Here is a 13,932-nt window from a genome sequence, read left to right as displayed (position 1 = left end):
ATCAGTCACAGAACCCTCTACTAACTTACGCAATATTTTCCTTTTCTTTGTGGATCAATCCATCACGTTTTGCAGAGAAGAGAATTACGCGTTATACTGGTATCACTGATCGTCAGTTTTATTTTGACGGGAACCAAATTCGCGGCGTGGTACCTGACCAATTCCGTCGCTATTTTATCTGACGCCCTGGAATCCATTATCAACGTAGTTGCCGGCGCCTTTGCCTGTTACAGTATTTACCTGACGGGTAAGCCGAAGGATGAGAACCATCCTTATGGACATGGGAAGGTAGAGTTTTTTTCCATCGGTTTTGAGGGGGCCATGATCTTTATTGCCGGTGTTCTTATTCTTTTCAAGACTGCAGAGTATCTATTCAATCCAACGTCACTGGACAAACTGGACAAAGGTCTATGGCTGATAGCCTGCACGACATTAGCCAACTTGCTATTGGGCTTATTCCTGGTGCGTGAAGGGAAAAAATTATCCTCCCTGACTATTTCCGGAAATGGCCAGCATATTATGACAGACGTGTACAGCAGTGTGGGATTGATCGCCGCCCTGTTACTGATACATTACACAGGCTGGCAATGGATAGACCCATTGGCGTCGCTGCTGATGGGCGTGCTGATCTTACGGAAAGGATACCAGTTACTGAGAACTTCTATTTCAGGCCTGATGGATGAAACGGATATGCGTGTAGTGGACAGGGTGATAGAGATCCTGAGCGCTCACAGACATGCCAACTGGATCGACATACATAACATGAGAGTGCAGCAGTATGGGCGCAACTATCACATAGATTGCCATCTCACCCTGCCTTATTACCTGGAGCTCAGCGATGCGCACGACGAGCTGAAAGCTTTGGAACGGCTGGTCAATAGTGAATTTTCCTCCGGAGAAGTTGAATTCTTTATACATACCGACCCCTGCATCCCCATATGCTGTCATTATTGCCAACTGGCAGATTGTCCGGTAAGACAGGATAGATTTACAGGCCTGATCAGGTGGACAAGAGAGAATGTGTTACCTAACCGGAAACACGGGGAATAATTATTCTTCTCCCTCTTCAGTACCGTGTCCCAGAATGGCGCTGATCGGTTTTACTGCACGATAGATGTTGCGGTTGTATTTATTACCGAGGATGATGATGGTGGAAGTATCTTTGATAATACGGTTGAATACGGTATTGTTGCCATGCCACCAGCCATTGTGATATACTATCTCGCTGCTGTCAGGATATACCATTAATCGCCAGCCAAGGCCGTAATTCCGGATGCCCGGTTTCTCATGGCTGTAAGGAGTATAGGCGGCTTTAATTGTTTCTGGACTGAACAGCTGACCGCTGTAAAGGGCCTGGTCCCATTTGAGCATATCCCTGGCGGTACTGTAAATGCCTTTGTCGCCCACTACGCCATCAAAATAAGTATCCGGTTCCAGCTGACCATTGTATTTATGGCTGGCGGTCTGGTGAGGACGTACGGCTGTAGCAGGGGCATACACAAAGGTATTGGTCATGCCGAGAGGACCAAAAAAGGTCTGTTGCATAAAGTCGGCATACTTTTGTCCGCTTACTTTTTCGATAATGGAACCCAGCAGCATGTAGTTTGTATTACAGTACTGGAAATGGGTACCGGGGGCATGTTGAATGCGGGGACGATGTTTGATCATCAGCTGGATCACATCGTCATTGGAAAGGAACTTGTCCTTGTCAGACCAGATACTGTCGCAGAAGTAGAGGTAGTTCGGCAGGCCACTGCGGTGAGACAGTAACATCTGGAGCGTAATACCTTTATATGGGAATTGCGGATAATATTTCTGTACGGAGTCAGTCAGGCTCAGTTGTTGCTTCTCCATCAACCGGAGGATGCCCATGGCAGTGAAGGTTTTGGATACGGATGCGAGCTGGAAAGAGGAACTGTCGTTCATGGCGGAAGCTCTGTTCCGGTAGTTCTCCAGGCCATGATAGCGCTCAAAGATCACTACACCTTTTTTAGCCACCAGCATGGAGCCGTTGAAACCTGCGCGGACCATATCCTGGTAAAAGGTGTTCAGTTCTGTCTGCTGTGACTTAGTAACGGATGAGTTAAGGACGGCGAGCGCTGCTTCGCTCAATACTTCGATCCTGGGAGTATCTGTTTTGGTTTTACGATTACTATTGGCCGCGTTGCTCTGGCACGCGGTAATGGCATATAAAGCAATACCTGAGATAGTCAATACAATATAAGCTGCTTTCATTCTGCTAGTTAGACTCGATTCTGTTTCTGCTTAATTATAAAGGCGCTAAAATTAGGCCCTATTGATCTGTTACACAAAAAAAACAATCCTAAAAATGCGATTTTAAAGGTATTTTAAGATTTAATCCTCTAAAATGGATAAAAAAGGCTAAATATGATATAATTTTTGACGAAATCAAATTTGAAGGACAGACTGTTTGATAATTGCTGAACATCTTTTAGGTTTGTGCCTTCGTTTGGCCATATAACAATTATTAAGCCAATTGTTTATTGCAATTGGTAACACATAAAATATAATCATGGATCAGCAAAAGTTGACAAGTTATCCGAAGGAGAAGATCAATATTTTATTGTTGGAGAATATCAGCGATGCCGCAGCGGCGGAGTTTACATCGGCAGGGTATGCTAATGTAAAAAGGCTGTCGGGCGCATTGGGCGAAGAAGATCTGATCCGTGAAGTAAAAGATGTTCATCTGCTGGGGATCCGTTCCAAGACCCAGGTCACAAAGAAAGTACTGGAGGCCGCTCATAAGTTACAGGCAGTTGGCTGCTTTTGTATTGGCACCAACCAGGTAGACCTGAAGAGCGCCCGTGAGATGGGGGTGGCCGTGTTCAATGCACCTTATTCAAATACCCGTTCAGTAGCAGAACTGGTGATCGGCCTTTCCATTATGTTGATACGCCGTATCCCGGACAAGAACCTGGCAGCACACGAGGGGACCTGGATGAAAGAAGCTAAAGGTAGTTATGAACTGCGCGGCAAGTCGCTGGGTATTGTAGGGTACGGTAACATCGGCAGCCAGGTAAGCGTACTGGCGGAAGCCATGGGTATGAATGTGTTTTACTATGATGTGGAAACCAAACTCCCGTTGGGTAATGCTGTACAGATCCGCAGCCTGGAGGCCCTCTTTGAAATGGCGGATATCATCTCACTGCACGTACCGTCTACCAAGACCACTGCCAATATGATCAATAAGGAAACGCTGAAATATGCCAAGAAAGGTGCGATCTTCATCAACTACGCCCGTGGCGAAGTGGTGGAACTGAACGACCTGAAAGAGGCATTGACCAGCGGACATCTTTCCGGAGCGGCAATTGACGTATTCCCTGTGGAGCCGGAAAAGAATGGCGCGGCCTTCTCTACGCCCCTGCAAAAGCTGCCTAACGTCATCCTGACGCCGCACATTGGTGGTAGCACAGAGGAAGCACAGCACAACATCGGTCTGGATGTGAGCAGCAAAATGCTGAACTACCTGGAAAAAGGCGCCAGCTTCGGTTCTCATACCATTCCAGCTATCAGCGTACCGGCTATTGACCATACGCACCGTATCCTGCACATTCACCAAAACGTGCCGGGGGTATTGTCAGAGATCAATACTGTATTATCCCAGAATAAGATCAACATCCTGGGTCAGTACCTGAAAACCAACGATACCATCGGTTATGTGGTATTGGATGTGGACAGTAAATTGTCCAAGGAAGCATTCTCCTTATTGAGGGAAGTGAACCATACGATCAAGGCAAGACTGCTATATTAATAGCAAGGGGCTTTAAAAATATAAGGGTGTCAGCTTTAAGCCGACACCCTTTCTTTTTTGATCCTGCTATGAATCTTTATTCAGCTTTCTGCACTTTAACTCTTTGGTGATAGGTACCACTGGAAATATCCAGGATATAGAAGCCTCTTGGCAGGCTGCTTACATTCAGGAAATAGGTAGATTGTTTAGATCTTACTACAGCGCGTAATACCTGTTTTCCGGAGATGTCATAGATCGCAACAGTGTGGGAAGAGATCTTAGCCGGCAGTGTATAGTTGAGCTGTGAGCCGAAAGGATTCGGGTACACAATACCGGCTGTTGGCTGTTCTGCTTCCACGGGAGCAGATACCGCCAGTTTAGCGGCTGAAGCTACAGGACCTACAATTGTGAAATTGAATTTCTCCCATCCGTCAATCGAAGGACGGTTACAATTCATGGCCTGTTCTCCATTCTCAGAAGATACATACATGCCATTATTCCCTCTCAGTGAAATGGTTCCGTCAGCATTGGTGATCCAGTCGAATGCTTCATAGGTAGCAGCCGTTGCGCGATTACAGTTCATCGCCTTGGTACCATTTTCAGAAGAAACGAATTTACCCATGCTGCGCAGGTTTACTTTACCGTTACCGGCGTCCAGTACGGAAAACTGTTCCCATGTCTGTGGAGCAGGTCTGTCGCATATCATGGCTTTAGTGCCGTTCTCACCACTTACATAAAGGCCGTTGTTGCCTTTCAGGGTGATCACCTGGCCGATAGGAATTACCGATGGAGGATTGGTAGCTGATGAGAAGCGGATCCAGTTAAGATTAAAACCGGCTGCTGCCACCTGAACACGCAGTGTCTGCTCACCGGCTGTGAGGTCAACTGTGTCGCTTACAGTGGCCCAGGTTTGCCATGCGCTGGTAACCGGTACAGTGACGCTGCCCAGTACTACACTGTCTTTTCTCAGTTCGATAGCGCCGCCAAGTGTTTGGCTGGCAACCCTGAATTCTACCTTGTAAGCGCCCGCAGTCTGGACATTGACTTTGTAATCGAGCCAGTCGCCTGCATCGGTATACCCGATATTCTGCCCGCCGCCAGCGTCGGTAGTGGCTTCTGTCTGGATACCGCTCATGGTTGTGAAATTCTCTGCCTCTACGGTACCTGGGATGGGGATGGCAGGAGCAGGGCCTGGGTCAACACCACCCAGCCACAGTAATCCGTCAATGAGAAATCTGTTCTGGATCTCGCTGGCGAAAGTAGATGATGTCTGTGTGTTGGTAGAGTAGTTCATCGCGTTATGCCCGAAGTTGGCATACAGCATTTTGTAGTTCTTGTTGGTCCACATAATCGGATAGTAGCCACTGTACCAGATATTGCCAGCCTGGTTTCCCAGCGGAAAGCTTACAGGATCTACAGAAGCGAGGATCCTGATGTTGCTGTTGTTGCGCAGGTCGTTTTGCCAGCCGTACCATTCGCTGACTGCGGAGGTAAAGGTGGCTGGCAGACGCAGTGTGCTCGGATGTGTGCGATCATCTACACGCAATGTAGCGCTTGAAGGTCCCCAGGTGTTGGTCTGGAAGTTACCGGTACCCAGGAAGGTGTTGTGATACCAGCTCCAGCCGGCAGCATTGTCAGTGTACGCAGAAACGTGGAAACCCATCCAGGCGCCACCATTTTGCATATACGTCTGGAATGCGGAACGCTGTGATGCGCTGGCAGGCGAATCATCCAGGAAGAGCACCACCTGGTAGCGCGAAAGGAAACTGGCATTCAGGTTGTCCCAGTTTGTAGTGGCTTCATAGGAGAATCCATACTGGGCGGCAATTTGCGGGAACCATTGGTTCGCCTCTTTTACGAAGGCAATGTGCGCCGGATCATAGGTGCCGTGGTAGAAAGCGATAACCTTGAAACGGGGCGTTTGCGCCTGAACGTGGAATACTGCAGACAGCAGCAGAAATACGAATAATGCACACGCACGCATTACCCGCTTGTAATGGAGATTGCAGGTTGTCATGAGGGACAATTTAATAGTTATTACGAGGGTGGTATAGGTACCTATCAGTTCCAAATTAACTAAAATTACCATACCAGACAAAAAGAAAGGCGCCCCGGAATAACCGGGACGCCTTTGCCTATTGTACTTTACACTTCTACTATCTGATAGCGGTTACTTCACCTTTCACGATATTCACTGCACCACCGAGTACCTTCTTATAGGTCAGCAGCCAAACGTAAGTACCATTTTCTACGAGGGCGCCTTTGTATCGGCCATCCCATCCGTTCTTCTGGTCTTTACTGAGGAAGATCAGCTCACCCCAACGATTGAAGATACGTAAGTCGTAATCATACATCGGGCCTCTCACGACTGGTTTGAAGACATCGTTATGTCCGTCACCATTCGGCGTGAAGCCGGTTGGGAAGTGTGGCTCAGCCTCACAAGGTTTGTAGCTTACAGCTATTTGGTCAGATACGGATCCGCATTCGTTAGACACTGTTACAGTGTAGATTCCAGGACCGGTTACTTTGTAAGTAGATCCGGTAGAACCATCCTGCCAGCGGACTGTGTTACCAGCACCACCATTTACTTTCAGTGTCAGGTCTTCACCGATACACAGTGTTGTGTCACGACCCAGGAGTATATCAGGAATACCCGCCACAGTTACATTCACACTATCCATGGTTATTCTTGAACAGAACCTGTCCATAACAGACACTACATATTTACCAGGCATTACTATTTCTCTAACCGGAGTGGTCTCGCCATCATTCCAGAGGTAAGAGATTGCATCAGGGTTGCTAGCATCTACTACTACGCGTCCGCCGGTACAGAACTCTCTGTCTGGTCCGAGGTCAATATCCAGGTCAGGTCTCTCAGTTACAGTCACCTGATCGTTCACCACACAACCATCGCGTGTTACGGTTACGTCATAGGTGCCTGCTTTTGTTACAACGATGGAGTTGGTTGTTTCACCAGTGCTCCAGCGTACGCTGCCACCGTCTGGTTCAACGGTCAGCATCAGGGTTTCATTCGGACAGATCTCTGTATCATCAGTCAGCGTGATAGCAGGAGGCGTACCAACTGTTACCGTAGCTTCTTCATGAGTAGTACAACCTTTCAGTGTAACGTCTACACTGTAAGTGCCCGACATGTTCACCATAATTGAAGCGGTAGTTTCACCTGTGCTCCATACATAGGTAGCTCCCTGTACGTAAGCGTTCAGTTTCACGGACTGGCCTTCACAGATCGCAGTATCCGGAATGTTCACTACAGGCGGTATGTTCACCGTTACTTTAACAGAGTCTGTGGTAGCACAGATACCGTTGGTAACAGTAGCCCAATAAGTGCCGGCAGTTGTTACGTCGATGGTCTGGGTGCTTGCACCGGTTGACCAGCGGATACCGTAAGCTGCGTTGGCTGCACCAGCATCGAGGGTGACGCTGCTACCCTGACAGATAGCTACATCGGCGCCCAGATCAACCACTGGTTTGGTTACATACTGCAGGTCGTAAGTGATCGGATCGGATACACAACCTGTTACACCATCAGTTACGATGAAGGTAGCCTGTGTAGCACCATTCAGGTCGAACACGTTGCTGCTCTGTGTCAGCGGTGTGCTTACTGCGGTAGCAGGAACTACGCTCACCAGGGTGAATTTAGGCTTGCTTACCTTGTTCTGCAACAGGATCGCAAACTTGGTGTTGTTAGAACAGTTAGCTGGCAGTTGAGGATCCAGTGCCGGTTTAGGACAAGGATTCACAGTGATTGTCTGCACACGTTCGATAGCCGCATTGCCACATGCATCGGAGATGGTCCATCTTCTTGTGATGGTATAACCGGCACACAGGTCAACTGTAAACGGATCCTGTGTCATAGTCGCCTTCTTAGGGAAGGTAGCATCACAGTTGTCGCGTGCATACAGGGTAGCAGCAGCCGGGATAGCATCACCACAGTTCAGTGTTACGTTTGCCGGAGCAGGATCGATCACTGGTTTGGTGGTATCCGTTACTGTTATTACCTGGCGGATAGTCGCGGTATTGTCACATTGATCCTTAGCAGTCCAGATACGGATCAGGCGGTAGTTGCTTGCGCATGCACCTGGAATGGTTTCGCGTGTCTGGGTGTAAGAGATCTTCACAGCGCTGCAATTGTCTGTTGCCTTCAGGCTGGTAGGCGGAGCAGGAACTGCATCACAGCTTACTGTGGTATCGGCAGGAGGTATTACGGTGAATACCGGCCTTGTTGTATCCTGTACAGTGATCACCTGTTGCATGGTGGCAGTATTACCACAATTGTCGATGGCTGTCCAGGTACGAGTTAATCTATAGTTGCTGGTACATACAGAAGAGAGGAACTCTTTCTTCTCAGATACCTTCACTGCTACGGAAACAGTACAGTTGTCTGTGGCTGTTATCGTGGCTACTGTTGGTACTTTATCGCAATCAACAGTGATAGCCGGAGGCAGTGACATGGAGAATCTTGGCTTGATAGTATCCTGTACAGTGAGGGTCTGAGTCAGTACAGTTTTGTTACCGCAAAGGTCAGTCGCTGTCCAGGTACGGATGATCTGGTAGTTATCAGTACATCTGCTACCGGAGAGGTTCTTACGTACATCAACCGGGATTACAGTGATAGTACCAGGCGTACAGTTGTCTGTAGCGGTCAGCGGTTGTCCTGCAGGCACCTTATCACAATCTACAGTGATATTGGCAGGAGCAGGGTTGGTGAACACAGGAGGTGTCATATCCCTTACGGTGATCACCTGTCTGAGTGTATCGCTGGCGTTACCGCATGCATCCACAGCTACCCATTTACGGATCAGCTGATAGTTGCTCGCACATGCACCTGGCTGATCAACTCTTACTTCGATCGGAACGATATTCAGTATACCGGTACAAGCATCGTTTGCTGTCAGGTTTACTGCCACAGGCACTTTATCACATTCAACAGTGATGTTGGCAGGAGCTGTACCTGTGAATACAGGTGCAGTTCTGTCTATTACTGTGATGGTCTGCTGTGCCTGAGTGGTCAGACCGCAACGGTCAGTTGCTGTCCATGTACGCATGATCGTGAAGGTACAAGCGTCAACAGTTACAGTTACATCGTTGTAAGTAACACTCAGTGGCTCGTTGTTGTAAGGAGCGTGACTGAACACCGGAGTACCGAATTTGGTAGTGTAGTCAGTACCCTGTACGCAATCCACTGTCAGCGGACCAGGTACGGATATCACAACAGGCGGAACATTCATCAGGGTCAGCATTACTGCGTTGCTGATGTTGCCTGTACATGCACCTGACATTACCACACGTCTGTACCAGGTATTCTGTGTGATCATTGGAGGAGTATAGGTTGCATTTGTGCCATTGGTAGCCACATTTACGAAGCCGGTGGTAGCACTTGTGGTGCTCACCTGCCATTGGTAAGTGAAGGTACCGTTACCGCCACTCAGGGTAGCGCCCTGCAGTGTTGCAGGCGTCTGGTTAGCACAAAGCAGCTGATCTGCGGTGATGGTGTTACCCAGGATTGCAGCCTGGTTAGTCAGCACCACTTCATCAGGAGTTGAAGTACAGGTACCGTTAGTGAGCGTCCAGCGGAGGGTTACTGTACCACCGGCGGGAACTGTCACTTTGGTAGATGGACTGTGTATATCAGCGATAGTAGCCGTACCACTTACAATGGTCCATGTACCGGTAGCGGTAGCAGGAGACGGCACGTTAGCCGACATTGTAAAGTTTGGATCGTCACAATGAGTCTGATCTGCACCTGCAGCCGCGTTGGCTGGCATCTGGTGGTTGGTCAGGATCACATTATCAGATGTAGTACAAGTACCATTTTTGATAGTCCAGGTAGCTGTTACAGTTACACCCGCAGGTACTGTGATCACAGCATTCGGATTGTTCCAGTCAGTAGCAGCGATGCTTGCAGTTGTACCTGCAGGCAGGCTCCATGTACCGGTACCAACAGAAGGCGTGTTGGCCGCCATTACAAAACGATCGTTATCGCAATGTGTCATATCACCACCAGCATTGGCAGCAGTTGGCTGCGCGTAGTTGGTCAGAACAACATCATCGGAAGTTACACAGTTACCATTTCTGATAGTCCAGGTAGCTGTTACAGTTACACCCGCAGGTACTGTGATCGCAGCATTAGGATTAGTACTGTCGGATACAGCGAAAGATGCAGTAGTTCCGGCAGACAGGCTCCATTTACCTACACCAACAGATGGTCTGTTAGCAGCCATTCTGAAGGCTGGCGTGTTACACTGTTCCTGGTCAGGACCAGCGGCAGCAGCAGTTGGCTGTTCGTAGTTGGTCAGTATTACGTTGTCGGTGGTAGTACATACTCCGTTGCGGATAGTCCATGTAGCTGTTACGGTTACACCGGCAGGTACAGTTATTACAGCATTCGGGTTAGTACTGTCTGCTACAGCGAATGAAGCAGTAGAACCGGCAGACAGGCTCCATTTGCCCACACCTACAGATGGTGTATTAGCAGCCATCGTGAAGGCTGGTGTGTTACACTGTGCCTGGTCAGGACCGGCAGCAGCAGCAGCAGGCGCAACATAGTTGGTCAGTCTTACCGTGTCATTAGTGCTACATACTCCGTTGGTAATAGTCCAGATAGCCTGAGCTGATTGACCCGCAGGTACGTTGATCACCGCAGTTCTATTAGTACTGTCGGCAACAGCGAAGGAAGCTGTAGATCCAGGTACCAGGCTCCATTTACCCACGCCTACAGATGGTGCAGCAGCAGCCATCGTGAAGGTTGGTGTGTTACATTTTTCCTGGTCAGGACCAGCAGCAGCAGGAGCTGGCGCCACATAGTTGGTCAGTACAACATCATCAGAAGCCACACATGTACCATTTGTGATAGTCCAGCGGAGAGTTACCGAAGTACCCGCATTTATGGTGATGGTAGCAGTAGGGTTGCTTACGCTAGCTGCAGGGAAAGTGAATCCTGCAGGAGTAGAAGAAACCACACTCCATGCACCTGTTCCAACAGTTGGCGCGTTAGCAGCCAGCGTGAAGGAAGGCGTATTACATTTTGCCTGATCAGCGCCAGCAGCCGGAGTTGTTGGCAGCGCGTTGTTAGTCAGAATAACATCATCAGTAGAAGTACATGTACCGTTAGTGGTAGTCCAACGCAGTGTTACCGAAGTACCGGCAGGTACAGTGATAGTTGCAACTGGGTTGCTTACACTTGCAGCAGGGAATGTAAATCCGGCAGGAGTGGAGGAAACCACACTCCATGCGCCCGTTCCAACAGTTGGTGCGTTAGCAGCCAGTGTGAAGGAAGGCGTATTACATTTAGTCTGATCAGCACCAGCAGCAGCAGTAGTTGGCGGAGCATCATTTGTCAATACCACATCATCTGTGAGAGAGCAGGTACCGTTAGTGATAGTCCAGCGCAGGGTTACTGTTGAACCAACAGGTACAGTGATGGTAGCAGTTGGGTTGCTTACACTAGCCGCAGGGAAAGTGAATCCTGCAGGAGTAGAAGACACCACGCTCCATGCGCCTGTTCCAACAGTTGGTGCGTTAGCAGCCAGTGTGAAGGAAGGAGTATTACATTTTGTCTGATCAGCACCAGCAGCCGGAGTAGTTGGCGGAGCATCGTTTTTCAGCACTACAGCATCAGAAACGGAGCAAGTACCATTTACTACAGTCCAGGTAGCGGTTACAGTTACACCAGCAGGAACATTAATTACTGCGGTTGGGCTGTTCGTCTGACCAGCAGTGATAGTAGCAGTAGTACCAGCAGGCAGTGTCCATGTACCGGTCTGACCGGCAGCAGGTGTATTAGCAGCCATTGTGAAGGCTGGTGTGTTACACATGGTCTGGTCTGGACCTGCGGTAGCAGTTGGTAATGCGTCGTTTTGCAGGATTACCTGGTCAGAAACGGAGCAGGTACCATTTACTACAGTCCAGGTAGCTGTTACAGTTACACCGGCAGGTACATTAATTACCGCGGCAGGGTTGTTCGCCTGACCAGCAGTAATGGTAGCAGTAGTACCAGCAGGCAGTGTCCAGGTACCGATACCTACTGCAGGCGTATTGGCTGCCATTGTGAAGGCAGTAGTGTTACATTTAGTCTGGTCTGCGCCAGCGGTAGCAGTTGGCAGTGCATCATTAGTTAATGTCACCGCATCTGAAGTGGTACAAACACCATTGGTGATGGTCCATGTAGCCACGGCTGTTACACCGGCAGGAACAGTTATTACAGCATTCGGGTTAGTACTGTCTGCTACAGCGAATGAAGCAGTAGAACCAGCAGGCAGGCTCCATTTGCCCACACCTACAGATGGCGTATTAGCAGCCATTGTGAAGGCAGGCGTGTTACACTGTGCCTGGTCAGGACCGGCAGCAGCAGGAGCTGGCGCAACATAGTTGGTCAGTCTTACAGTATCAACAGTGCTACATACTCCGTTGGTGATAGTCCAGATAGCCTGAACAGATTCACCGGCAGGTAAGTTAATCACCGCATTTCTGTTAGTACTGTCGGCAACAGCGAAGGAAGCTGTAGATCCAGGTACCAGGCTCCATTTACCCACGCCTACAGATGGTGCAGCAGCAGCCATAGTGAAGGTTGGTGTGTTACATTTTTCCTGGTCAGGACCAGCAGCAGCAGGAGCTGGTGCTACATAGTTAGTCAGTACTACATCGTCTGAAGTTACACATGTACCATTTGTAATGGTCCATGTAGCAGTTACAGTCACACCCGCAGGTACGTTGATCACTGCATTTGGATTAGTACTGTCTGCAACAGCGAAGGAAGCAGTGGTGCCTGCTGTCAGGCTCCATTTACCTACGCCAACAGATGGTACGTTGGCAGCCATTGTGAAGGCCGGAGTATTACATTTTTCCTGGTCAGGACCCGCTACAGCAGGTGATGGCATTTCATCATTTGTCAGCAGCACGGTGTCAACAGAAGGACAGGTACCATTGGAGATGGTCCAGATAGCTGTTACAGTTGTACCTGTTGGCACGTTGATTACAGCATCTGGTTTGTTTTCATCACCCGGAGTGATAGTACCTGGAGATCCTGCAGCCAGTGTCCAGGTACCGATAGCACCAGGAACATCAGGAGCGTTTGCTGTCATAGTGAATGTAGGATTATTACAATCACGCTGATCAGGACCTGCATTAGCAGGAGATGGAGTCAGGAAGTTAGTCAGTGTAACTTCGTCGAAGTTTTCACACAGACCATTCTTGATAGTCCAGCGGAGGACAGCAGTAGCACCGTTTGCAACAGTGATATGCGCCACAGCCAGGTTCTCTTCACCGGCCTTGATCGTAGCTGCACCGCTAATCACGGTCCAGGTACCTACGGCGCCAGGCACAGTTGGTGTATTTGCAGCCGTTACGAAGTCACTACCAGCACATTTAGACTGGTCAGGACCCGCATCAGCTACGTCTGGTTGTGCATAGTTGGTCAGCACCACATCATCGCTTGTGGTACATACACCATTGGTGATAGTCCATCTCAGTGTCAGGACTGTACCAGCTGGTATGGTGAGGCTAGCGGCAGGGTTATTCACGTCAGCCGCAGGGAAAGTATAGCTGGCAGGGGATACCACAGTCCATGTACCGGTTGCACCAGCCACAGACGGAGTATTGGCCGCCAGGGTAAAGGTTGAAGTATTGTTACATTCCTGTTGGTCAGGACCTGCATTTGCAGGAGCCGGAGCTGCATTGTTTGTCAGCGTCACATCGTCGCTTAAAGAGCAGGTACCGTTGGTGATCGTCCAGCGCAATGTTACCGTTGTACCGGCAGGTACATTGATAGTTGCAGTTGGGTTGCTCACACTTGCAGCAGGGAAAGTAAATCCGGCAGGAGTAGAAGAAACCACACTCCATGCACCTGTTCCAACAGTTGGCGCGTTAGCAGCCAGCGTGAAGGCAGGCGTATTACATTTTTCCTGGTCAGCACCAGCAACCGGAGTTGTTGGCAGTGCGTTGTCGATCAGGGTAACGTCATCTGTAGAAGTACAGCTGCCGTTAGTGATCGTCCAGCGCAGCGTTACCGTTGTACCGGCAGGTACAGTGATAGTTGCAACTGGGTTGCTTACACTTGCAGCAGGGAAAGTAAATCCGGCAGGAGAAGAAGAAACTACGCTCCATGCGCCTGTTCCAACAGTTGGTGCGTTAGCAGCCAGTGTGAAGGAAGGCGTATTACATTT

Annotated in this window: 5 protein-coding genes; 2 read left to right on the top strand and 3 right to left on the bottom strand. The window is 49.3% G+C overall.

Annotation, left to right across the window (positions count from 1 at the left end; translation table 11 throughout):
- Positions 1 to 69 precede the first annotated feature (69 nt).
- Positions 70 to 1,050 carry a cation diffusion facilitator family transporter gene (locus F3I09_RS29945; RefSeq protein ID WP_149698736.1) on the top strand — a complete coding sequence of 327 codons (981 nt, stop codon included), beginning with the start codon at positions 70 to 72 and terminating at the stop codon, positions 1,048 to 1,050.
- On the opposite strand, the gene F3I09_RS29940 is transcribed toward F3I09_RS29945, so the two are convergent.
- Entirely contained in the window at positions 1,051 to 2,235 is a 1,185-nt protein-coding gene (locus F3I09_RS29940; protein WP_149698735.1) for a serine hydrolase, read from the bottom strand.
- Positions 2,236 to 2,533: 298 nt separating this feature from the next.
- Here F3I09_RS29940 and serA point away from each other — a divergent pair, with 298 nt between their 5' ends.
- Entirely contained in the window at positions 2,534 to 3,772 is a 1,239-nt protein-coding gene (gene serA / locus F3I09_RS29935; protein WP_149698734.1) for a phosphoglycerate dehydrogenase, read from the top strand.
- 76 nt (positions 3,773 to 3,848) lie between these two features.
- On the opposite strand, the gene F3I09_RS29930 is transcribed toward serA, so the two are convergent.
- Together F3I09_RS29930 and F3I09_RS29925 are read right to left on the bottom strand one after the other, a co-directional pair.
- Complete coding sequence (locus F3I09_RS29930) at positions 3,849 to 5,768, bottom strand: carbohydrate-binding protein (protein WP_149698733.1); 1,920 nt, start codon at positions 5,766 to 5,768, stop codon at positions 3,849 to 3,851.
- Positions 5,769 to 5,907: 139 nt separating this feature from the next.
- On the bottom strand, positions 5,908 to 13,932 hold an 8,025-nt coding region (locus F3I09_RS29925), incomplete at its 5' end, for a gliding motility-associated C-terminal domain-containing protein (RefSeq protein ID WP_149698732.1).

The sequence above is a fragment of the Chitinophaga sp. CF418 genome, from assembly GCF_900142925.1.
Taxonomy (GTDB): domain Bacteria; phylum Bacteroidota; class Bacteroidia; order Chitinophagales; family Chitinophagaceae; genus Chitinophaga.
The sequence above is the reverse complement of the archived record's forward strand: the minus strand, read 5'-3'. Positions and strand labels throughout refer to the sequence as shown.